Below are 19,962 nucleotides of genomic sequence, written 5' to 3'. Positions count from 1 at the left end.
CCACCATCATGACAAAGGGGTCCGACAGAAATGGCGACCCAGATGACTGATCGGACGATTGCCGCCAGCCTCCCTATAGTTCCCTATCGTTCCCTCCATATCCCCATCAACGAATGATGCGGTATGGTGCAATCGTGACCCTAGCCGTCTACTCGGCCGAACAGGTGGCCGACATCCTCGGACTCCACGTGCGCACCGTTCGCGGATACGTCCGCAACGGTCGCCTCCCGGCCGTGCGGGTGGGCAAGCAGTACCGGATCGCCGAACGGGACCTGCGCGCCTTCACCGGCATGGGATCCGAGGAACCGGCCACCGCAGGGCCACAGGCCCACGCGTCGACCGTCGTCCACATCGAGAACGTCGACCGTCTGACGATGGACCGCATCACCACGCATGTCACCGCATCGGCGATCGGTGACGGCAGCCGGCCCGGAGCGCTCGACCTCCACTCGACTTACGACGAAACCGGTTGCCGCCTCACGGTTTTCATCACGGGTGATCCCAAATCCGCGGCAGTGGTGCTCGATCTGATCGGCGAGATGACTCGGAAGGAACAGGAGTGAGTACGACGATCTACCGCTCCGCATCCGGCAGGCATGCCGTTGAGCGCAGGTACCGAGAGCTCCTCCAAGACTGGACAGTGCCGCTGCATCATCGCGTCATCCCCACCCGCGAAGGCGAGACCTTCGTGCTGGCCTGCGGTCCCGAGGACGCGCCGCCGGTTGTCCTGCTACACGGTGCGGGGAGCAACAGCGCGATCTGGCGGGACGAGGCGCCGCGCTGGTCCTCCACCCGCAGGCTGTACATGGTCGACATCATCGGCGAGCCGGGCCTGAGCGCCGCGTCCCGTCCGTCCCTCGAGTCCGATGCGTACGCACGATGGCTCGACGACGTGCTCGACGAACTGGGCGTCGCCTCCGCAGCTTTCGTGGGTGTGTCGTTGGGTGGTTGGCTGGCAACCGATTTCGCGATTCGTCGGCCGAACCGCGTGGAACGACTGGCTCTGCGCGCCCCGGGTGGTATCGGCCGGCAACGCCATGCTGCCGTGCTCGCCGCGCTGATACTCATGCCGTTCGGCGACCGCGGCCGGAGTCTGGCGCTGCGGGTCGTTCTCGGGCCCGGAACCGTTCCCGACCCCGTCATGGAGTACATGCTGGTGATCCACCGCAACTACCGCCCTCGCCACGACACTCTTCCCGTCTTCACCGACGATGACCTGAAAGCTGTCACTGCACCGCTTTTCGTCGCGCTCGGGGCGGGTGACCGGATGCTCGACTCGCACGACACCGCTGCCCGACTGACGCGTCTGCAGCCGTCAGCAACCATCATGCTGCTCGACCGCGCGGGTCACGGGTCGTTCGACGATGGGAAGGCCCTGCACGCCTTCCTGAACCGCCAGGCGACACCATGACGACCCCGACGGAACCAGGGCAGTTTCGCGAGCAGCTGCGCCGCGACCTCCGACGCGCACTCGTGGCCCGCGACCAGGACAGGATCTCCGCTCTGCGCACGTTGATCGCAGCAGTCGACAACGCCGAGGCCGTGCCGGTGAACGACGACGCCCTGCGGTGGACCGACGGACCCATCGCCGGGTCCGCCAGTGGAGTCCGGTCGACCGAGGTGCCCCGACGTCAACTCGCGATGACCGACGTCCACGCCGTGCTCCGAGACCTCATCGGCGAGTACGACACCCACACACGGGACTACCGGTCGATGGGCAGGCACGACGCGGCCGATCGACTGCGGCGCAGAGCCGACACGCTGCGCGGCTATCTCGATTCGTGGGCGACTCGCTAGCGGGCCGGGAGCGGGATCGTCGCGGTGACCGTGGTGCCGGCACCGGGACGCGAGCGGATGTTCAACCGGCCACCGACGATCTCGGCGCGCTCGGCCATCGACAGCAGGCCGTAGCCGCCCATCTCGTCGCTGCCCAGCGGACGCTCGAGGGTGTCGAAACCCACGCCGTCGTCGGCGATCTCGAGCCGGGCGATATCGCCGTGCGGGCCGCGGTCCAGCGAGAAGGTCAGCCGGGCCCGCGTCGCGTGTGCGTGCTTGACGACGTTCTGCAGGCACTCCTGGGCGATCCGATACAGCGCGAGCTCGATGTGGTCGGGCAGCCGGGTGTCGGCCAGATTCACGTCGATGCCGATCTGCGGAATGGACCGCGCCAGGCTGGCCAGCCCGCCGGACAGGCCGAGGTCGTCCAGCACGGGTGGCCGCAGCCCGCTGATCGCGGCACGGGCCTCCTGCAGCGTCAGGTCGGCCAGCTCGCGGGCCCGGTCGAGCTGCTCGGTCAGCGCGGCGCGGTCGTCGGGGGACTTCGCCGCCTGCGCCGCCGCGTCCAGCCGGTAGGACAGCGTCACCAGGCGCTGGGAGATGCCGTCGTGGATGTCGCCGGCCAGCCGCCGCCGCTCGATCTCCTGCGCCTCGATCACCTGCTCGACGAAGTTCTCGTGCGCGCGTTCGCGGGCCACCAGCTGGCGGTGCAGCCGCGCCTGGTGCATGGCTCCGGCGATCAGCCGGCCGATCACCAGCAGCAGCTCGACGTCGCGGTCGCCGAAGTCGCGCTCGGCGACGGTGTGCACGTTGAGCACGCCGACCAGCCCACCCGGCGTCGACTCCATCGGCACGGACACCATCGACGTGAAATCCCGCCCGCGCAGCGACTCGAACGGCAGATACCGTGGGTCGGACTCCTTGTCGCGGCGGATCACCACAGGTTCCAGATGGCTGGCCACCCAGCCCGAAATACCTTGTCCCAGAGGCAATCTGATCTTGCCGACCTCTGCGTCGAACGGCGGGGTGGCGCCGGCCAGCGTCAGTGAGCGTTCCGTGTCGTCGAGGACGTGCACAAAACACACGTCGCTGTCGGTGGCCGCGGTGATCATCCGCGCCGCCGCGGCGGCCAACGGCTCGACACCGGGACCGCGCGACGCCGCCTGGATGAGTTCGCGCAGCAGCGCCAACTCCCGGTCGGCGGTCAGCACCGCCCGCGACGGCGTGCTCACTGGTAGATGCCTTCACGGAGGGCGGTCGCCACCGCGCCGGTTCGGTCGCTGACCCCGAGCTTGCGGTAGATGGAGCTGAGGTGGGTCTTGACGGTCTCGTCGCCGATCACCAGCTTGGCCGCGATGGCCCGGTTCGACAGCCCGTTGACCACGAGAGCGAGGATCTCGCTCTCACGCTGGGTGAGGCCCTGGCGCGCGCCCGGCCAGAATTCGTCGCGCTGCAGCCGGGCCGCGGTGTCGACGGCGCGCGCGGCCATACCCGGATCGATCGCGGTCGCGCCGCTGTGCACGAACTCCAGCTGCCGCACCAACTCCTCGCTGCTGATGCTCTTGAGCAGATACCCCGACGCGCCGACCCGCAGCGCCTGGAACAGGTACTGCTCGTCGTCGTAGACCGACAGCATCACCACCCGCCGGTCGGGATCGCGTTTCCGCAGCTGCTGGCAGACGTCGAGCCCGCTGGAGCCCTGCATCCGCACGTCACACAGCACGATGTCGGGGTCGAGGTCGGCGACCACGCTCATCACCTTGTCGGCGCCGACCGCCTGCCCGACGACGGTCACCCTGCTGTCGAACGCGGCGAGCATCGCCTTGAGCCCCTCGATGACCATCTCGTGGTCGTCGACCAGCACGATCCGCACCGGTTCGCGATCCAGACGGGTGGTCATGGCCCTCACCTTAGAGGCGCGGCCCGCCGCTTCCGGCCAAGTTGGCGCGGCGAATCCCCCGCACGGGGGAGGCGGACGCGGTGTGACCTGAGACACGATTCTCGTCATGCAGCCCACGCAGCAGAAGACATGGCGAGCCGGTCGGTTCTGGTGGGATTGGCCGCGCCCGGGCGACGCCGCGGTGCCGTCGCTGCGCGCAGTCGTGTTCGACCTGGACGCGCTCGCCGACATCGAGTGCGCGGGTCACCGGCCCGCCTTCAACAGGGCGTTCGCCGAGCTGGGCCTCGACATCGTCTGGTCCGAGGCGCGCTACCGGCAGCTGATGGCGCTCAGCGACGAGCGCCGCCGGGTGGCCGCGGAGCTGCGCAAACGGGGGATCAGCTCCGAGTGCGACGTGCTCGCCGAACTGCTCGTCGACGAGATCTGCGCGACCAAGGACATGATCCTCGCCGAGACGATCCTCGACGCCGACATCACCGCCCGGGCCGGGCTGGTGGATCTGATCACCGAGGCGTACGCGGCCGGGATCAGTGTCGGCATCGTCAGCTCGGGCAATCACTCCTGGGTGGCGCCGCTGGTGCGTCAGCTCGTAGGGGAGGGCGTGGTCGCGGCGATCGTCACCGCCTCCGATGTCCCCGGGGGCTCCGCCGCCAATCTCTACCGGGCCGCTCTGGCCGAGTTGGGGGCCGCCCCGCACGAGGCGCTCGCATTCGCCGGATCGCCGGCGAGCCAGCGCATGGCCGCGGCCGCGGGGCTGCCGACGGTTCTGACCGGCGCCACCGCCGAGGCCGCTCCGCTGCGCGTCGTCGACTGTCAGCGGGTGCGCGACCAGTGGCGCGTCGCGCACCCGGTGACCGCCGCCTGATCGGTTCAGCCGCGCAGCATCTCGATGACCGCGCTGAAGTCCTTGTCGGCGTGGTCTTCATTGAACGTCCGGTAGATCTCGGCGGCGTGGCTGCCCAGCGGAGCCGACGAGCCCGTCGACGCCACCGCGGCCATCGCGAGCCCGAGATCCTTGTTCATCAACGCCGTCGCGAACCCCGGCTTGAAGTCGTTGTTGGCCGGTGACGTCGGAACCGGCCCCGGCACCGGGCAGTTGGTGTGCACCGCCCAGCAGTTGCCGGTCGCCCCGGTGATCACGTCGAACAGCGACTGCGCGGGCAGGCCGAGCTTCTCGGCCAGCACGAACGCCTCACCGATCGCGATCTGCTGCACCGCGAGCACCATGTTGTTGCACAGCTTGGCGGCCTGCCCGGCGCCGGAGTCGCCGCAGTGGATGATCTTGCCCGCCATGGGTTCCAGCACCGGGCGAGCGGCGTCGACTGCTTCTTTGGTGCCGCCGAGCATGAACGCCAGCGTGCCGGCCGTCGCTCCCTTGATGCCGCCCGACACCGGGGCGTCGATCTGCGCGAGTCCGCGCTCGCCGGCCTGAGCGTGAATCGTGCGGGCGTCGTCGACGGAGATCGTCGAGGTGTCGATCAGCAGCGCACCGTCCTTGGCGGCGGGCAGCACCTCGGTGTACGCGGCCTTGACGATGTCGCCGTTGGGCAGTGACGTGATCACCACGTCGGCGCCGGCGGCCGCCTCGGCGCCGCTGGAGTAGACCGCCGCACCCTTCTCCGCCGCGGCGTCACGGAGCGTGACCACCGGATCGAAACCGTGCACCGTGTGCCCGGCCGCCACCAGGTTCGCCGCCATCGGCCCGCCCATGTTGCCCAGTCCCAGGAACGCGATCGTCGTCATCTGAGCTCTCCCGTCACGAGGCGCGGGCCCGGGCGGCGGCTGCTCGCCCGATCACCACGCGCATGATTTCGTTGGTGCCCTCCAGGATTCGATGCACCCGCAGATCGCGGACGATCTTCTCCAGTCCGTATTCGCGCAGATAGCCGTAACCGCCGTGCAACTGCAGCGCCTGGTCGGCGACGTCGAAGCACACATCGGTGACGTAGCGCTTGGCCATCGCGCACAACTCCACCCGGTCGGGATGGTCGTCATCGAGTGCCGTCGCGGCCCGCCACAGCATCATCCGCGAGGTCTCCAGCGCTGTGGCCATGTCGGCCAGAGTGAATCGGATCGTCGGCTCGTCGAGCAGCGCGCCGCCGAACGCCTGCCGATCGGCCAGATAGCCGACGGCCTTGTCGTAGGCCGCCTGGGCGCCGCCCAGCGAGCAGGCCGCGATGTTGATGCGGCCGCCGTTGAGGCCCTTCATCGCGATGCCGAAACCCGCACCCTCGCCGTCGGTTCCACCGAGCATCGCCTCGGCCGGCACCCGGGCGCCGTCGAGGATCACCTGCCGGGTGGGCTGGGCGTTCCAGCCCATCTTCTGCTCTTCGGCGCCGAAACTCAGCCCTGGCGTGTCCTTGTCGACGACGAAGGCCGAGATGCCCTTGGGCCCCTCGGTTCCGGTGCGTGCCATCACGATGTAGACGTCGGACGAGCCGGCGCCGGAGATGAACTGTTTGACGCCGTCGAGCACCCACTCGTCACCGGACCGAACGGCCTTGGTGCGCAACGCGCCCGCGTCCGAGCCGGCCCCCGGTTCGGTGAGGCAGTAGCTGGCGATGGCATCCATCGATGCCAGCCGCGGCACCCACGCCTTGCGCTGCTCCTCGGTGCCGAAGCTGTCCACCATCCAGGCGCACATGTTGTGGATCGACAGGAACGCCGCGACAGTCGGATCGGCGGTCGCGAGCATCTCGAAGATGCGCACGGCGTCGATGCGTCGCAAGCCGCTGCCGCCGACGTCCTCGCGGCAGTAGATCGCGGCCATGCCCAGTTCGGCCGCCTCCCGCAGCACGTCGGTCGGGAAGTGGTGCGTCTCGTCCCATTCCAACGCGTAGGGCGCGAGCCGCTTTTCGGCGAAGGCCGCCGCGGTCTCGGCGATCACCCGGTCGTCGTCGTCGAGACTGAACAGGTCCACAGGCGCTATTTCATTGTCGGGATGACGAACTCGGCGCCATCCTTGATGCCGGAGGGCCACCGCTCGGTGACGGTCTTGACCTTGGTGTAGAACTGGATCGACGCGGGGCCGTGCTGGTTGAGGTCGCCGAAGCCGGACCGCTTCCAGCCGCCGAACGTGTGGTAGGCCACCGGAACCGGGATCGGCACGTTGACACCCACCATGCCGACCTGCACTCGGGACACGAAATCGCGGGCGGCGTCGCCGTCCCGGGTGAAGATCGCCACCCCGTTGCCGTATTCGTGCTTGGTCGGAAGGCTCAGCGCCTCTTCGTAATCCGCAGCGCGCACGATGCACAGCACCGGGCCGAAGATCTCGTCGGTGTAGATGCTCATGTCGGGGGTGACGTGGTCGAACAGCGTGGGCCCGATGAAGTAGCCGTTCTCGAGGCTCTGATCGTCGAAGCTCAGTTCGTCGGTGGTGCGCTCGCGGCCGTCGACGACGAGCTCGGCTCCGGCGTCGACCCCCTGGGCGATGTAGCTCTTGACGCGTTCCAGGGCGGCGGCGGTCACCAGGGGGCCGTAGTCGGCCTTCGGGTCCAGGCTGTGGCCGACGCGCAGCTGGTTGACGCGTTCGACCAGCCGCGCGCGGAGACGGTCGGCGGTCTCCTTGCCGACGGGCACGGCGACGCTGATCGCCATGCAGCGCTCACCGGCACTGCCGTAGCCGGCGCCGATCAGCGCGTCGACGGCCTGATCGAGGTCGGCGTCGGGCAGCACGATCATGTGGTTCTTGGCGCCGCCGAAGCACTGCGAGCGCTTCCCGTGGGCGGCGGCGGTGGCATAGATGTACTGCGCGATGTCGGAGCTGCCGACGAAGCCCACGGCCTGGATGTCGGGGTGGGTGAGGATCGCGTCGACGGCCTCCTTGTCGCCCTGCACGACCTGGAAGACCCCAGCGGGCAGGCCTGCCTCCAGGAACAGCTCGGCGAGCCGGAGCGGGACCGAGGGGTCGCGCTCGGAGGGCTTGAGGATGAACGCGTTTCCGCAGGCGAGCGCGGGGCCCGCCTTCCACAGCGGGATCATCGCGGGGAAGTTGAACGGCGTGATGCCGGCGACGACGCCGAGGGGCTGACGGATCGAGTAGACGTCGATGCCCGAGCCGGCGCCCTCGGTGAACTCGCCCTTGAGCAGGTGCGGGATCCCGATGGCGAACTCGATCACCTCGATGCCGCGCTGGATGTCGCCCTTCGAGTCGGCGACGGTCTTGCCGTGCTCGATGGACAGCAGTTCGGCCAGCTCGTCGGTGTTGGCGTTGACCAGCTCGATGAACTTCATCATCACGCGGGCGCGGCGCTGGGGGTTCCAGGCGGCCCATTGCTTCTGCGCCTCGACCGCCGAGGCGACCGCGGTGTCGACATCGGCCTTGCTGGCGAGCAGCACCTGTGCCTGCACCTCGCCGGTGCTGGGATTCATCACGTCGGCCGTCCGGGCCGACGCCAGCTCGCTGCGCTTGCCGTCGATGAAGTGGGGGATCCGAGTGGTCTTCCGAGTGCTCATGTGACGCCTTCCGACTGGTCGATACTTGCATATCCTAGTAATGCGGTGCGGGCTCTGACAAGGGATGTGAGGAGTCGGGGACGCGAAGGGGTGGACGCACTACTCGAGCGAGGTGAGCACCTGGCGCAGGGCTCTCAGGCTGGCTTCGGACCGCCAGTCTCTCCGGCTACCACCGGGTGCCGTCGAGCCCCGGAATCACGCACCGCCCGTCGGCAGCCACTCGGCCGATCAGCATGCCGTCGTACCCCGTGCACGAGGAGTTGAGCGGCTCGCAGGTGTTGATGGACGTGATCACCTTGTCGGGGCCGCAGGCGGAGCCGGGTGCCGGGGGCTCGGCGTTGGCGATGGGGGTGCCGAAGCTCAGCGTCAGCATCGCGGCGGCAGCAAAGACGAGTGGGCGGGTCGCGTCAAACATGATCGATACCTCCGGCGGATGGACCCCGACTCCCAGTAAAACGGATGACGGTGTCATTCGGTTCACTTTGCGGTGCTCTGGCGCAGAGGGCCGCCACGCACAGAGATTCACAGCCGACGCCAACGCCGCTCTCATCCCCGGTTCCTAGCGTCGGTGACCATGCCCGGAACCGTCCCGCCCGATCCGTCGCCGATCGAGATCCTCACGGCGGTCCTGTCCACCTTCGCCGCGTCACTCCCGGTGGCCATCGGCATCGCCGTGGCGTTCCTGGCCGTGCGCGACGGCCCCGTCGCAGCGCGGATACGCACGCTGGCGTTGCCGGCCGCGGTGGTGGTGGCGGGCAGCGCGGTGCTGCAGTTCTGCACCGCCCGGACACCCTCGCCGGGTCAGACCGCGACGTTCGCGGCGGCCGTGGCCGGTCTGGTCCTGCTCCGGTGGCGGCCGTCGCCGTGGCCGGCCGCCGGCACCGCGGTCGCCGGTGCACTCGGCGCGCTGATTCCCGTCATGCCGTCGTCGCTCGCCGCTCTGCCCCGCGCACTGCTCACCGCCACCCACGTCCTCGGGGCGCTGATCTGGGTCGGAGGGTTGATCGTGCTGGCCGCGGCGGGCCTGCTCAGCCGGCGGGACCGTAACGACGCTCCTGGCGCCCACGACTGGGCCCGGACCTGGGAACGCTTCAGCGTGCTGGCGCTGTGGTGCGTCGGCGCGATGATCGTCTCCGGGGCGTGGCTCGCCTGGACGCACGTCGGCACGCCGGCTCAGCTGATCACCACGCCGTACGGATGGCATCTGTCCGTCAAGCTGGTGCTCGTCGGCGCACTGCTGGCAGCGGGCGCCTACAACACCCGGGTGCTGCTGCCGCGCCTCCGCGCCGCGCAGGCCGACGGCGACACCCGGACGGCACTGCGGCTGGCCGTGCACCACTTCCCGGGCGTGGTCGCGGGCGAGGCGGCCGTCGCGGTCGCCGTCCTCGCCGTCGTGCCGTTCCTGCGCGGGTCGGCCCGTACCCAGGCCGGGGGACCGGCGGCCGGCCCGTTCGACCTGACGGTGTTCGGCTGCGGCGCTGTGCTCGTCGCGCTCACCGCGGCGGCGCTGTGGGCCGGGACCCGAGTGCCGACACGAACGCCCGGGACTCCTCGAACGACGGAAGCAGTCCGCTCGTCTGCGCCTGGGCAAGCGTCGGTGCCGCCCGGTCTCGGTCGGACAGGATGAGCTCCCCGTCGAACGGCCACTCGATGCCCAGCGCCGGGTCCAGCGGGTTGACGGTGTGCTCGCGCGCCGGGTCGTAACCCGCCGAGCACAGGTAGGTCACCACCGAATCGTCCTGCAGCGCAAGGAAAGCGTGCCCCAGGCCCTCGGACAGGTAGACGGCGCGGTGGTCGTGGTCGTCCAGGGTGACCGCATCCCAGCGACCGAAGGTCGGTGAGCCGACCCGGATGTCGACCACGACGTCGTACACCGCGCCCCGCACGCACGTCACGTACTTGGCCTGGCTCGGCGGTACCTGCGCGAAGTGCACACCGCGCAGCACCCCGGCCCGCGACACCGAGCAGTTGGCCTGCCGCAGGTCCAGCCGGTGCCCGGTCATCGCGGTGAAATCCGCGTCGGTGAACCACTCGAAGAACGCGCCGCGCGGATCGGCGTGCACCACCGGCGTCAGCTCCCACGCTCCGGCGACGGCCAGCTCGCGGACCCTCATCCCTCACGCACCCGGTAGCGCGCTTCCACTGCGTCCTTCAGTGGCGCCCACCAGGATTCGTTGTCCCGATACCAGGCGATGGTGTCCCGCAGCCCGGCCTCGAAGTCGGTGTGCGACGGGGTCCAGCTCAGCTCGTCGCGCAGCGGCGACGGGTCGATCGCGTAGCGCAGATCATGCCCGGCCCTGTCCGTGACGTGGTCGAAGTCGTCGGGGGAGCGGTCCATCAGGCGCAGGATCGTGCGCAGCACCGTGAGGTTGTCGCGTTCGCCGTCGGCGCCGATCAGGTAGGTCCGGCCGATCGTGCCGTCGGTCAGGATGCGCCACACCGCGCTGTTGTGGTCCTCGACGTGGATCCAGTCGCGCACGTTGGCCCCGGCCCCGTAGAGCCGCGGTCGCCGCCCGGTCAGGATGTTGGTGATCTGGCGCGGGATGAACTTCTCGACATGCTGATAGGGGCCGTAGTTGTTCGAGCAGTTCGACAGCGTCGCGGCGACACCGTAGGACCGCACCCAGGCGCGCACCAGCATGTCGGACGCGGCCTTGGTCGACGAGTACGGGCTCGACGGGTTGTACGGCGTCGCCTCGGTGAACCGGACCGGGTCGCCCAGCGGCAGGTCGCCGTACACCTCGTCGGTCGAAATGTGGTGCAGCCGAACGCTGTTGCGTCGCACCGCTTCGAGCACCGTGAAGGTGCCCAGCACGTTCGACCGGACGAACGGCTCCGGATCGGCCAGCGCGTTGTCGACGTGGGTCTCGGCGGCGAAGTGCACGACGGCGTCGGACTCGGCGACCAGCTTCTCGACGAGCGCGGCGTCGGTGATGTCGCCCTCGACCAGCCGCATGTCGTCACCCACCGGAGTCAGCGACTCGCGGCTACCGGCGTAGGTGAACGCGTCGAGCACCGTGACGCGCACGTCGTCGCGTTCCCGCACCGTGGCATGGACGAAGTTGGCGCCGATGAAGCCGGCGCCTCCGGTGACCAACAGTCGCATGACTGTCGACCCTATCGGGCGCAAAGGATCTTGACCGGCCGGCGTCTGTGGTCTGCTGTCACGGCGGCAGCGTGACGAAGGGGGACAGGACATGCGGACAGCGGCAGTGATCGGCGTATTCGCGGCGGTGGCGATCGGGCTGACCGGGTGCGGGTCGGGGGAGAACAGCGACTCCGCCCCGTCGTCGGCGAGCGCCACGTCGGCCGCGCCTGCCGCCGCGCTCACCATCGCCGAGTACCTCGAGCAGAACGACATCACCCAGACCATGGTCAAACGCAGCGACCCCGGGGCGCCCCAACTGCACCTGCCGATGCCCGCGGGTTGGGCGGACGTGGGCCGCAACACCCCGAAGGACGCCTACGGCGCCATCTACCTGCAGGCCGCCGGCCAGACGCCGAACCCGCCCGCGATCATCGCGCGGATGGCGCGCCTCGACGGCGATGTCGACGCCGCCAAGCTGCTCGAGTACGCGCCCACCGCCGTGACGCGGGCGCCCGGGTGGGACGGCCCCCTGACGGGGCAGCCGAGCACCCTCGGCGGGTTCGACGCGGTGCAGATCGCCGGCACCGCGACGATCGACGGGGCCCCGACCTTCGTCGCGCGCAAAACCGTCGTGATCACCGGGCCGAAGAACGTCTATCTTCTCGCGCTCGACGCGCAGGGACCGCTCGACAAGAAGCAGTCGATGACGGCCGCGATGGCCGTGATCGACGAGCAGACGACGATTCAGCCCTGACCCAGCCCCAGCGGGCCCGCCAGTTCCTCGAGCGTCGACAGCAGTTCGTCACCGCCGCCGAGCACCTGGATCGCGACGTGGTCGGCCCCGGCCTGCAGATGCTCGGTCAGCCGCGCGGCGATCTGGTCGGGGGAGCCGTACGCGACGACCGCGTCGATGAAGCGGTCGCTGCCGGGCCGGTCGAGGTCGTCGTCGGTGAACCCGAGGCGCTTCCAGTTGTTCACGTAGTTCGACAGGCCCAGGTAGAAGTCGACCGTCTGCCGTCCGATGTCGCGGGCCGCGGCGGCGTCGTCGGTGAGCACCACCTTGTGCTCCGGCGCGAGAAGCACGGTGGGGCCGAGCAGTTCGCGAGCCTGGCCGGTGTGCACCGGTGTGGTCAGGTACGGGTGGGCGCCCGCGCTGCGCTGGGCGGCCAGCTTGAGCACCTTGGGTCCGAGCGCGGCCAGCACCCGCCGGCTCGTCGGCACCTTCGCGCTGTCGAGCACGTCGAGGTAGTCGACCAGCGCCTGGTAGGGCTTGGTGTACTGCTGGGTGTGTTCGGGATGGCCGACGCCGACGCCGAGCAGGAAGCGTCCCGGAAACGCCTTCTCGATGCGGTGGTAGGACTCGGCCACCTCGGCCGCGTCGGCGGTCCAGATGTTGACGATGCCGGTCGCGACCTGCAGCGTCTCCGTCTTCTCCAGGAGGGGTTCGACGAACGCCAGATCGGCCGCCGGCGAGGCGCCCACCCACACCGTGCCGTAGCCCAGCTTCTCGATGTCGGCGGCCTGCTCGGGCGTGACCGGCGCGCCGGTCCACACGCCGAAGCGTCCCAGGGCGGGCTTGAGCGACGGACCTTCGGTCATTTCTGCTCCTCGCATCGGTTCATGTCAGTCCCAGCGGACCGGCCAACTCGGCCAGGCCACCGACCAGCGTGTCGGCCGACGTCAGCACCTGCACGGGCACGTGGTCGGCGCCGGCGTCGAGGTGTTCGGTCAGGCGCGCGGCGATCTGGTCGGGGGTGCCGTAGGCGACCACGGCATCCACCAGACGGTCACTACCCGGTTTCGCGACGTCTTGATCATCGAAGCCGAGCCGCTTCCAGTTGTTCACGTAGTTGGCCAGGTCCAGATAGACGGCCAGCGCCTTGCGGCCGACCTCGCGCGCCCGCTCGGGATCGGTGGTCAGAACCACCTTGTGCTCGGGTGCCAGCAGCGCCTCGGGCCCGATCAATTCGCGGGCGCGGGCGGTGTGTTCCGGAGTGGTCAGGTACGGGTGCGCCCCGGCGGAGCGGGCCGCCGACAGCTGGAGCACCTTGGGGCCGAGCGCGGCCACCACGCGCCGTTCCCGCGGCACCCCGTACGCGTCGAGCTTGTCGAGGTAGTCGGTGAGCGCGTCGATCGGCTTGCGGTACTCCTGCTGCGCCTCGGGGTGGCCGACGCCGATGCCGAGCACGAAGCGGTCGGGATGCGCGGCCTGGATCCGGTGGAAGGACTCGGCGACCGGGCCGGGGGCGGCGGTCCAGATGTTCACGATGCCGGTGGCCACCGCAAGCGTGGTGGTCGCGTCCAGCAGGGGCTCGACCCACTCGAGTTCGGCGGGTGGGGAGCCGCCGACCCAGACGGCGCCGTAGCCCAGCGCCTCGATCTCCGCGGCCTGGGTGGGGGTGACGCCGCGGCCGAACGATCCGAACCTGCCCAGCGCGGGCTTCACGCGGTGGCCTGCTGCGGGGCCGGCGCCTCCAACGGCAGGCACACGATGAACCGGGTGTCGCCAGGCTGCGACTGCACCGACAGGTTGCCGTGGTGCTTCTCGACGACGATGCGCCACGCGAGGTCCAGGCCGAGCCCGGTGCCCTCGCCGAACGGCTTGGTGGTGAAGAACGGCGTGAAGATGCGCTCCTGGATGTCCTCGGGGATTCCCGGCCCGTCGTCGCAGATCTCCACCCGCACCGTGGTCTCGTTCTCCCGCATGGTCCGGATCGTCAGGTTGCCGTGGCCGTTCATCGCCTGTATCGCGTTGTCGATGATGTTCGTCCAGACCTGGTTCAGATCGCCCGGGTAGCAGAGCAATTCGGGCAGGGAGGTGTCCTTGTCCCAGTGCAGGGCGACCGGCTTGTCCTTGCCGAGCTTGTCCCCGAAGATCGTCTTGATCGTGCTGAACAGCAGCTCGTGCACGTTGGCGCTCTGGTATTCGGCGCGGTCCATCTGCGAGTACTGCTTGGCGCCCGCCAGCAGCGCCGAGATCCGCTTGCTCGCCTCGGCGATCTGGTTCATCAGCAGTTCGGTGTCGATCGTGTACTTCAGCCAGCCGATCGCGCCGGGCAGGGTGGCCGAGCAGTCGATGTCGTCGATGGACGCCTCCACCCGCTCCAGCCAGTCCACGTCCAGTCCGGCCTCGACGAACGTCGGCGCGTAGTCCCACGCGCTGGCGATGCCGTGCTCGTCGAGCCAGTCGCCGATCTGGTCTTCGCGGTCGGAGGTCTCCAGCGCGGTGAGCTCCTGGGACTTCGACTTGGCCACCTGCTCGGCCACCTCGTCCTGGATGCTCACCAGCACCTTGAGCGCGGCCGGGGTGAACTTGCCGTCGGCGAGCATCGCCAACTTGTGCCGCATCTTGCCCACGCCTTCACGCAGGTCGGCGACCGCGCGCGCCGTCGCACCGGCCGGGTTGTTGAGCTGATGGGTCAGGCCCGCCGACAGCTGGCCGAGGGCGAGCAGCTTCTCCCGCTGACCGAGGATCTGGCGCTGCCGCAGCCCGCCGACCATGTGCCCCTCCAGCAGGTGCACCGCCATCGGGAATTCCTTCTGCATGAACTCGGCGAAGGCGTTCGCGTCGAGGACGAAGAACTTCGACGGCCGGGTGACCCGCACCGACGCCTGGTAGACGTGCTCCTCGCCCGGGATGTAGGCCGACCATGCGCCGCAGTAGACGCCGCGCTGGGAGGTCCGGTTGGTCTCGATGTCCACGCCGCCGGAGCGCTTCGACATCACCAGCTCACCCTCGATCAGCACGTAGAAGCAGGTCGCGGGGTCACCCTCGGTATGGATGGGGCCGGGCTCGAACGTGGCGATGTGGCCGTTGGCGCACAGCGTCGCGAGCTGGTCGTCGTTGAGGTGCTCGAACAGGAACAGGGTGCGCAACTCGTCGGGAAGGCACTTCTCGCCCATGTCGGATCCTTCCTGATTGCCCAATCAGCCGTGACGTAGTGAAACGCGATCAGCCCGGAGTTGATTCCGCCCCTGGAAAATCATGTCTCGGCCAGGTAGCGGTGCACGAGCATGACGGCCATCGACCCTTCGCCGACCGCGGCGGCCACCCGTTTGGCGGACTCGGAGCGGACGTCGCCGGCGACGAACACACCGGGCACGCTCGTCTCCAGGTGGTGCGGCGGGCGATCCAGCGTCCAGCCGCTGATGTCGCGCAGGTCCGGGCCCGCGACGATGAACCCGTGGTCGTCGCGGACCACCACGCCGTCGAGCCAGTCGGTGCGGGGTTCGGCGCCGATGAAGATGAACATGCGGCCGCAGGCGAACTCCTCGCGCTCACCGGTGTCGGTGTGCTCCAGGCAGATGCCCTCCAGATGGCCGTTGCCCTTCACCGCGTGCACGACGGTGTTCGGCATCTCCTTGATGTTGTCGCGGGACCGGATCTGCTGGATCAGGTAGTGCGACATGGAGTCCTCGAGCGTGCGCCGGATCACCAGGGTCACCGACTTCGCGGTGCGCGACAGGTACATCGCGGCCTGCCCGGCCGAGTTCGCGCCGCCGATGACGTAGACCTCGTCGTCGTCGCATTCGGAGGCCACCGACGTGGTCGCGCCGTAGTAGACCCCGGCGCCGGTCAGATCCGCGCATCCTTCTGCGGGCAGCTGCCGGTACTCCACGCCCATCGCCAGGATGACGGCCCTGGTGCCGATGGCGCGGCCGTCGGACAGGTGCACCGTGCGGGCGACGCCGTCGACCTCGAGGGCGACGACCTCGGCGGCGGTGATCAGCTCGGCGTCGAACTTCTCGGCCTGGCGGCGGGCCCGTTCGGCCAGCTGCGCGCCGGACAGGCCGTCGGGGAAACCGAGGTAGTTCTCGATGCGGGAGCTCTGGCCGGCCTGCCCGCCGGTCGCGGTGCGCTCGATGAGCACGGTCCTGAGGCCCTCGGACGCGCCGTACACCGCGGCGGCCAACCCGGCGGGGCCGCCGCCGATGACCACCAGGTCGTAGAAGTCTCCGGACGGCGTGGTGGTCAGTCCGAGCGTCGCGGCCAGCTCGGCGTCGGTGGGGTCGATCAGCGTCTCGCCCTGCTCGGTGATCACCACCGGCAGCGTCATCCCGTCCTGGCCCGCGGCCTCCAGCAGTGCCGCGCCTTTGGGCTCGTCGGACCGGAACCAGCTGTAGTACAAGCGATTTCGGGCAAGGAACTCGCGCACCTCGGAGGATCGGGCGTTCCACGGGTGACCGATGATCTTGGTGTGCGGGATCGCGCGTTCGCCGGTGGCGCGCCAGGCCTCGATCAGCGCGTCGATCACCGGGTAGAGCTTCTCCTCCGGCGGATCCCACGGCTTGAGCAGATAGTGGTCGAGGTCGACGACGTTGATCGCGTCGATCGCGGCGTGGGTGTCGGCGTACGCGGTGAGCAGCACGCGGCGGGCCATCGGGAAGATGTCCATCGCCGCTTCGAGGAATTCGATGCCGCTCATCTGCGGCATCCGGTAGTCGGCGACGAACACGGCGACGGTCTCGCCGCGCAGCTTGAGTTCGTTGAGGGTTTCCAGCGCGTCCGGCCCCGATTCGGCGCGGACGATGCGGAACTTCTCGCCGTAGTGGCGGCGAAGGTCGCGGGCGACCGCGCGGGAGACCGCGGGGTCGTCGTCGACGGTCAAGATCACGGGTTTACGGGGCGCTGCGGCAGGGCCTGTCATCGAGACCAATTATGCGCCCGCTGTCCAGCCGATATCGGCTCAGCCCACTCCGGCCGGATGCTCGGTGCGGATGGCGTCGACGACCTGGCTACGGTGCGTTCGCTGGGCGCGCGCGGCGATGCCGCGCATCATCTTCTGCTCCATCACGAAGTGCGGGATGTCGAACCAGATGTGCCCGACCGGTCTGCCGCTGCCACGCACCAGCAGCCGGGTCCAGTTCTGCTCGCGTCGCAGCACGAAGGACCAGCAACCGGACGCCTTGTCGCCGCGTTGCAGCCGCTCGTAGTCGGCGGGGGAGACCAGCACGAGGTGCGATCCGGGTTCGACCGCCGCGACGATCTGGCGTGCCCCGGGTCCGTAGCGGCGCGCCAGCCAGATCGTGTCGCCGACGTCGAGTCGCTGCCATTCGGGGCGGATCTCGTCGGCGTTGTGAATGTCGGCGCCTACCGCGCGTTCGAGCAGTGAGTAGCTGTAGAACCCGCCGCGGCCCTCGCCGAGCTGGACCAGCCAGGCCCACACGTCGCGGCGCGGGGCGTCGATCGTGAGGGCCCGGGTGGTCCGGCACGCATCGGGGGCGACGAGCTCGTCGCCGGGCAGGGTGGCCCGCACCTCGTCGGGGCGCGCACCCCAGGTGTACATCCAGGGCGCGACGTGACGGCGATACAGGGCGGCGACACCCACGACCGCCATCACATCGGCGAGAACCGGTCGCTGCCGTCCCATGGTGGTCTCCTCTGCACGTGGGGGGAGGCCGCGGCCCCGGGGCGGGGTGTGGGACGCACCCGGGGCCGCGACCAGGTCACCCGGCCGACTCGACCGCGACAAGCCTCTCGGGGGTCACCGGTTCCTCGAGGGGAACGGTGACGGTGAGGATGCCCTTGTCGTAGCTGGCGGTGATGGCCGCTTCGTCGGCGCCGGACGGCAACGTCACCGAGCGGGTGAACGAGCCGTAGCTGAACTCCGAGCGCCCGTGCGCATCCTTGGTGTCGGTGCGCTCGGCCGTGATCGTGAGCACGCCGTCGCCGACGATGACGTCGACGTCCTCCGCGGGATCGATACCGGGGAGCTCGGCGTGCAATTGGTATGTGCCGTCGGCGATGTCGTCTTCGACCTTGATGCCCCACGCCTCGCCCATGGGGTCCATCCGACCACCCGCGCTCCGGCGCGCACTAGGGACCGAAGTCCCACAGAGGGGGGCCGTTGGTCGGCGGGACCCGTGCCGGCCCGCGAGAGGACCACTGGCCCTAGCCGCGGCGACCTGCGGCCGACCACGCTGGGGAGATGACCGACAGACTGGTGACGATGCTCGCCGCAGCCGGGGTGCTCTACGCGGCCCGCCGCTATTTCCGCGACTGGGGTACGACGAAAGCCGAAGCCGGTGCCTCGCTGCCGGGCGACGACCTGGTGCGCGCGCCGCTGCTGCAGGCCACCGAGGGCGTGTCGATCGACGCCCCGGCCGAGCAGGTGTGGCCCTGGCTGGTGCAGATGGGCCAGGACCGCGGCGGCCTGTACAGCTTCGAGGCGATGGAGAATCTCGTTGGGCTGCAGTACCGCAACGCGGACACAGTGCATCCGGAATGGCAACACCTCACGGTCGGGGACACGGTCCGGTTGGTGCCGAGGCGCTGGCTCGGCATCACCGACGGTGTCGCGCTGCGCGTCGTCGACATCGTCGAGGGGCGCACCGTCGTGCTGCGTGCCGAGTCCGCGCGCCGGGCCTGGGATGTGGTGTGGTCGTTTCACCTCTCGCCGCGCGGCGACGACCAGTGCCGCCTGCTGATCCGATCCCGGCTGGCGTTGCGCCATCCGGGGGAAGTGGTGTTCGCGGAGCTGTTCGGGCCGGCGCGCGCCCTGGTCACGCGCGGCATGCTGATCGGGATCAAGCGGCGGGCCGAACGGGCGCGCCAAGCCGAGGCGTCGGCGGCGACGGCCAGCGCGCGGTTGCACGGAGTCAGCTGACGAGTCAGGCCGCGACCGTGACGTCGAGCGACAGCATGTCGGCGATCGCGTGGGCCTGCGACCAGGCGCCGTCTTGGATCGACCGGCACAGTTCGTCGACCAGGGGAGTCTGCACCTCGAGCGGGGCGAGCCATGTCGACACGGTGGCGGTGATCTCGTCGGCGGTGACGCGGACGGTGCGTTCGCGGTGCAGCCGATCGGTGAGCAGGTAGGTCGGGGAGGCCGGGTGCGCGTGACGTGCCAGTCGGCTCATCGACTTCATCGTCGGCTCCCCTCATCGCGATCCTTCGATCACACCACCGGGCCGAAGCGGGCGTTAAGGCCGAAATAGCCCTATCGATGAGTGCTTTGGTCCTTCGGTGCTCTCTAGAGACACGGTGTGAGCAGCCGGGCGGTTCGAAGCAGGTCGCCCCACGTCTGCTCGACCACCTGCGTCGCCGTCGGATCGGCGTCGGCGCCGGTGTCGCACTGGGTTGCGGCGAGAAGGGCCTCGGCGAGTCGCAACGGAGCGACGTTGTGACGCTGGGCGGTACGCACGATATCGCCGAAAGCATCATCGAGACTGCACTGCCGCAGGACCGCCACCACGCCTTCGGCCGCGCACAGGGTGCGGCGCCCGTCGCGACGCGTCGGAATCACCGCCATGAGCCGTCCGCATCGTCGTCGATGAGGTGGACCGCGGCCTCCTCGGCCGATGCGGCACCGCCGTCGATGCCCACGTCCTCGGCCACCATCTCCGCCTCGTCGTCCTCCCCGAAACCCCGGTCCGGCGCCAGCAGCCGGCCGGCCCGTCTGCGGCCCACCTCGTCTCGGCGCGGGAACTCGTCGGCGCGTTCGGACTCGTCCGAGAGCTGCTGCTCGGCATCGTCGAACAACACGTTCACCCGCGCCGCCGGGTCCGGTTCCTCCTCGGCGAGCCGTTGCTCGAGGGTCTCGAAGGAGCCGAAAGCTCCCGGTGCGTAGGGCTGTTCGGGTGGGGAGTAACCCTCGTCGAGGAGATCTGCACCGCCCCGGTCGATCAGCGTGTCCTCCGGCTCGAGTTGATTCTCCGGATCGATGTCGTACTCACCTGCCGCGGGTCCGGTCACGTGATTCCTCATGGTCATGTGTCCACTGTGGCCACCCGATCCGCC

The 19,962-nt window shown here is 69.5% G+C and carries 23 protein-coding genes and 1 pseudogene; 7 read left to right on the top strand and 17 right to left on the bottom strand.

All coding sequences use genetic code 11. From position 1 onward, the window contains the following. The first annotated feature begins 134 nt into the window (after positions 1-134). From MCHUDSM44219_RS17905 to MCHUDSM44219_RS17895, 3 genes are read left to right on the top strand one after another with little or no spacing between them, the layout of a single operon-like run. Complete coding sequence (locus tag MCHUDSM44219_RS17905; protein ID WP_053081292.1) at positions 135-563, top strand: helix-turn-helix domain-containing protein; 429 nt, start codon at positions 135-137, stop codon at positions 561-563. Then, positions 560-1,411 (top strand): alpha/beta fold hydrolase, encoded by an 852-nt coding sequence (locus MCHUDSM44219_RS17900; RefSeq protein WP_048419604.1) that lies wholly within the window; start codon positions 560-562, stop codon positions 1,409-1,411. Before MCHUDSM44219_RS17905 ends, MCHUDSM44219_RS17900 begins: the two co-directional genes overlap by 4 nt. After that, on the top strand, positions 1,408-1,797 hold the full coding sequence (locus MCHUDSM44219_RS17895; RefSeq protein ID WP_048419603.1) for a GatB/YqeY domain-containing protein: 390 nt from the start codon (positions 1,408-1,410) through the stop codon (positions 1,795-1,797). Before MCHUDSM44219_RS17900 ends, MCHUDSM44219_RS17895 begins: the two co-directional genes overlap by 4 nt. Here the strand turns inward: MCHUDSM44219_RS17895 and MCHUDSM44219_RS17890 are convergent. Both MCHUDSM44219_RS17890 and MCHUDSM44219_RS17885 read right to left on the bottom strand, forming a co-directional pair. Beyond that, the gene (locus MCHUDSM44219_RS17890) at positions 1,794-3,008 is read right to left on the bottom strand and encodes a GAF domain-containing sensor histidine kinase (RefSeq protein WP_048419602.1); all 1,215 of its coding nucleotides are present in this window, start codon (positions 3,006-3,008) and stop codon (positions 1,794-1,796) included. The two genes, MCHUDSM44219_RS17895 and MCHUDSM44219_RS17890, sit on opposite strands and share 4 nt — an antisense overlap. Next, entirely contained in the window at positions 3,005-3,676 is a 672-nt protein-coding gene (locus MCHUDSM44219_RS17885) for a response regulator (protein ID WP_048419601.1), read from the bottom strand. The genes MCHUDSM44219_RS17890 and MCHUDSM44219_RS17885 overlap by 4 nt, the downstream gene beginning before the upstream one ends. A gap of 106 nt (positions 3,677-3,782) precedes the next feature. Here MCHUDSM44219_RS17885 and MCHUDSM44219_RS17880 point away from each other — a divergent pair, with 106 nt between their 5' ends. After that, a complete protein-coding gene (locus tag MCHUDSM44219_RS17880; protein ID WP_048419600.1) occupies positions 3,783-4,541 on the top strand; it encodes an HAD family hydrolase in 759 nt (252 codons plus the stop codon). Between the two features lie 5 nt (positions 4,542-4,546). On the opposite strand, the gene mmsB is transcribed toward MCHUDSM44219_RS17880, so the two are convergent. The 4 genes from mmsB to MCHUDSM44219_RS17860 form a co-directional block, all read right to left on the bottom strand. Beyond that, a complete protein-coding gene (gene mmsB / locus MCHUDSM44219_RS17875) occupies positions 4,547-5,419 on the bottom strand; it encodes a 3-hydroxyisobutyrate dehydrogenase (RefSeq protein ID WP_048419599.1) in 873 nt (290 codons plus the stop codon). Positions 5,420-5,432: 13 nt separating this feature from the next. Beyond that, complete coding sequence (locus MCHUDSM44219_RS17870; protein WP_048419598.1) at positions 5,433-6,596, bottom strand: acyl-CoA dehydrogenase family protein; 1,164 nt, start codon at positions 6,594-6,596, stop codon at positions 5,433-5,435. Between the two features lie 5 nt (positions 6,597-6,601). Next, on the bottom strand, positions 6,602-8,134 hold the full coding sequence (locus tag MCHUDSM44219_RS17865; protein WP_048419597.1) for a CoA-acylating methylmalonate-semialdehyde dehydrogenase: 1,533 nt from the start codon (positions 8,132-8,134) through the stop codon (positions 6,602-6,604). A gap of 166 nt (positions 8,135-8,300) precedes the next feature. Then, positions 8,301-8,549, bottom strand: a complete 249-nt coding sequence (locus tag MCHUDSM44219_RS17860) for a hypothetical protein (protein WP_048419596.1) — start codon at positions 8,547-8,549, stop codon at positions 8,301-8,303. 159 nt (positions 8,550-8,708) lie between these two features. On the opposite strand from MCHUDSM44219_RS17860, the pseudogene MCHUDSM44219_RS31635 reads away from it, so the two are divergent. After that, a pseudogene (locus tag MCHUDSM44219_RS31635) lies at positions 8,709-9,518 on the top strand (copper resistance D family protein); the annotation flags it as partial. 109 nt (positions 9,519-9,627) lie between these two features. Here the strand turns inward: MCHUDSM44219_RS31635 and rfbC are convergent. Together rfbC and rfbB are read right to left on the bottom strand one after the other, a co-directional pair. Further along, entirely contained in the window at positions 9,628-10,248 is a 621-nt protein-coding gene (gene rfbC / locus MCHUDSM44219_RS29070; protein ID WP_048419595.1) for a dTDP-4-dehydrorhamnose 3,5-epimerase, read from the bottom strand. Beyond that, the gene (rfbB, locus tag MCHUDSM44219_RS17845) at positions 10,245-11,240 is read right to left on the bottom strand and encodes a dTDP-glucose 4,6-dehydratase (protein ID WP_048419594.1); all 996 of its coding nucleotides are present in this window, start codon (positions 11,238-11,240) and stop codon (positions 10,245-10,247) included. Before rfbB ends, rfbC begins: the two co-directional genes overlap by 4 nt. 91 nt (positions 11,241-11,331) lie before the next feature. Here rfbB and MCHUDSM44219_RS17840 point away from each other — a divergent pair, with 91 nt between their 5' ends. Next, on the top strand, positions 11,332-11,976 hold the full coding sequence (locus MCHUDSM44219_RS17840) for an LpqN/LpqT family lipoprotein (RefSeq protein ID WP_048419593.1): 645 nt from the start codon (positions 11,332-11,334) through the stop codon (positions 11,974-11,976). Here MCHUDSM44219_RS17840 and MCHUDSM44219_RS17835 read toward each other — a convergent pair. From MCHUDSM44219_RS17835 to MCHUDSM44219_RS17810, 6 genes are all read right to left on the bottom strand, one after another. Then, entirely contained in the window at positions 11,967-12,821 is an 855-nt protein-coding gene (locus MCHUDSM44219_RS17835) for an LLM class F420-dependent oxidoreductase (RefSeq protein ID WP_048419592.1), read from the bottom strand. The genes MCHUDSM44219_RS17840 and MCHUDSM44219_RS17835 overlap by 10 nt on opposite strands. Positions 12,822-12,840: 19 nt before the next feature. Continuing rightward, a complete protein-coding gene (locus MCHUDSM44219_RS17830) occupies positions 12,841-13,668 on the bottom strand; it encodes an LLM class F420-dependent oxidoreductase (protein WP_082162267.1) in 828 nt (275 codons plus the stop codon). Then, on the bottom strand, positions 13,665-15,125 hold the full coding sequence (locus MCHUDSM44219_RS17825; protein WP_048419590.1) for an ATP-binding protein: 1,461 nt from the start codon (positions 15,123-15,125) through the stop codon (positions 13,665-13,667). The genes MCHUDSM44219_RS17830 and MCHUDSM44219_RS17825 overlap by 4 nt, the downstream gene beginning before the upstream one ends. Positions 15,126-15,205: 80 nt before the next feature. Further along, on the bottom strand, positions 15,206-16,870 hold the full coding sequence (locus tag MCHUDSM44219_RS17820; RefSeq protein ID WP_048419589.1) for an NAD(P)/FAD-dependent oxidoreductase: 1,665 nt from the start codon (positions 16,868-16,870) through the stop codon (positions 15,206-15,208). Positions 16,871-16,909: 39 nt separating this feature from the next. Next, positions 16,910-17,593 (bottom strand): hypothetical protein, encoded by a 684-nt coding sequence (locus MCHUDSM44219_RS17815; RefSeq protein WP_048419588.1) that lies wholly within the window; start codon positions 17,591-17,593, stop codon positions 16,910-16,912. Positions 17,594-17,669: 76 nt separating this feature from the next. Continuing rightward, complete coding sequence (locus tag MCHUDSM44219_RS17810; RefSeq protein WP_048419587.1) at positions 17,670-18,014, bottom strand: Hsp20/alpha crystallin family protein; 345 nt, start codon at positions 18,012-18,014, stop codon at positions 17,670-17,672. A 137-nt stretch (positions 18,015-18,151) separates the two neighbouring features. On the opposite strand from MCHUDSM44219_RS17810, the gene MCHUDSM44219_RS17805 reads away from it, so the two are divergent. Next, on the top strand, positions 18,152-18,829 hold the full coding sequence (locus MCHUDSM44219_RS17805) for an SRPBCC family protein (RefSeq protein WP_048419586.1): 678 nt from the start codon (positions 18,152-18,154) through the stop codon (positions 18,827-18,829). 4 nt (positions 18,830-18,833) lie between these two features. On the opposite strand, the gene MCHUDSM44219_RS17800 is transcribed toward MCHUDSM44219_RS17805, so the two are convergent. From MCHUDSM44219_RS17800 to MCHUDSM44219_RS17790, 3 genes are all read right to left on the bottom strand, one after another. Next, positions 18,834-19,082: an Rv2628 protein family gene (locus tag MCHUDSM44219_RS17800; RefSeq protein WP_236695505.1), complete on the bottom strand. Its 249-nt coding sequence runs from the start codon at positions 19,080-19,082 to the stop codon at positions 18,834-18,836. A gap of 113 nt (positions 19,083-19,195) precedes the next feature. After that, positions 19,196-19,474: an ANTAR domain-containing protein gene (locus MCHUDSM44219_RS17795; RefSeq protein WP_048419584.1), complete on the bottom strand. Its 279-nt coding sequence runs from the start codon at positions 19,472-19,474 to the stop codon at positions 19,196-19,198. Then, complete coding sequence (locus MCHUDSM44219_RS17790) at positions 19,465-19,935, bottom strand: DUF5709 domain-containing protein (RefSeq protein ID WP_048419583.1); 471 nt, start codon at positions 19,933-19,935, stop codon at positions 19,465-19,467. The genes MCHUDSM44219_RS17795 and MCHUDSM44219_RS17790 overlap by 10 nt, the downstream gene beginning before the upstream one ends. Between the last annotated feature and the right edge of the window lie 27 nt (positions 19,936-19,962).

The sequence above is a fragment of the Mycolicibacterium chubuense genome, from assembly GCF_001044255.1.
In the GTDB taxonomy this organism is placed as follows: domain Bacteria; phylum Actinomycetota; class Actinomycetes; order Mycobacteriales; family Mycobacteriaceae; genus Mycobacterium; species Mycobacterium chubuense.
The sequence above is the reverse complement of the archived record's forward strand: the minus strand, read 5'-3'. Positions and strand labels throughout refer to the sequence as shown.

Bases quoted from the DNA above. Each gene is read 5' to 3' on its own strand.
- MCHUDSM44219_RS17835 (WP_048419592.1), bottom strand. From the start codon at position 12,821: ATGACCGAAGGTCCGTCGCTCAAGCCCGCCCTGGGACGCTTCGGCGTG.
- MCHUDSM44219_RS17795 (WP_048419584.1), bottom strand. From the start codon at position 19,474: ATGGCGGTGATTCCGACGCGTCGCGACGGGCGCCGCACCCTGTGCGCG.
- MCHUDSM44219_RS17895 (WP_048419603.1), top strand. From the start codon at position 1,408: ATGACGACCCCGACGGAACCAGGGCAGTTTCGCGAGCAGCTGCGCCGC.
- rfbC (WP_048419595.1), bottom strand. From the start codon at position 10,248: ATGAGGGTCCGCGAGCTGGCCGTCGCCGGAGCGTGGGAGCTGACGCCG.
- MCHUDSM44219_RS17820 (WP_048419589.1), bottom strand. From the start codon at position 16,870: ATGACAGGCCCTGCCGCAGCGCCCCGTAAACCCGTGATCTTGACCGTC.
- MCHUDSM44219_RS17800 (WP_236695505.1), bottom strand. From the start codon at position 19,082: ATGAGCCGACTGGCACGTCACGCGCACCCGGCCTCCCCGACCTACCTG.
- MCHUDSM44219_RS17790 (WP_048419583.1), bottom strand. From the start codon at position 19,935: ATGACCATGAGGAATCACGTGACCGGACCCGCGGCAGGTGAGTACGAC.
- MCHUDSM44219_RS17860 (WP_048419596.1), bottom strand. From the start codon at position 8,549: ATGTTTGACGCGACCCGCCCACTCGTCTTTGCTGCCGCCGCGATGCTG.
- rfbB (WP_048419594.1), bottom strand. From the start codon at position 11,240: ATGCGACTGTTGGTCACCGGAGGCGCCGGCTTCATCGGCGCCAACTTC.
- mmsB (WP_048419599.1), bottom strand. From the start codon at position 5,419: ATGACGACGATCGCGTTCCTGGGACTGGGCAACATGGGCGGGCCGATG.
- MCHUDSM44219_RS17880 (WP_048419600.1), top strand. From the start codon at position 3,783: ATGCAGCCCACGCAGCAGAAGACATGGCGAGCCGGTCGGTTCTGGTGG.
- MCHUDSM44219_RS17865 (WP_048419597.1), bottom strand. From the start codon at position 8,134: ATGAGCACTCGGAAGACCACTCGGATCCCCCACTTCATCGACGGCAAG.
- MCHUDSM44219_RS17805 (WP_048419586.1), top strand. From the start codon at position 18,152: ATGACCGACAGACTGGTGACGATGCTCGCCGCAGCCGGGGTGCTCTAC.
- MCHUDSM44219_RS17885 (WP_048419601.1), bottom strand. From the start codon at position 3,676: ATGACCACCCGTCTGGATCGCGAACCGGTGCGGATCGTGCTGGTCGAC.
- MCHUDSM44219_RS17815 (WP_048419588.1), bottom strand. From the start codon at position 17,593: ATGGGACGGCAGCGACCGGTTCTCGCCGATGTGATGGCGGTCGTGGGT.
- MCHUDSM44219_RS17825 (WP_048419590.1), bottom strand. From the start codon at position 15,125: ATGGGCGAGAAGTGCCTTCCCGACGAGTTGCGCACCCTGTTCCTGTTC.
- MCHUDSM44219_RS17810 (WP_048419587.1), bottom strand. From the start codon at position 18,014: ATGGACCCCATGGGCGAGGCGTGGGGCATCAAGGTCGAAGACGACATC.
- MCHUDSM44219_RS17840 (WP_048419593.1), top strand. From the start codon at position 11,332: ATGCGGACAGCGGCAGTGATCGGCGTATTCGCGGCGGTGGCGATCGGG.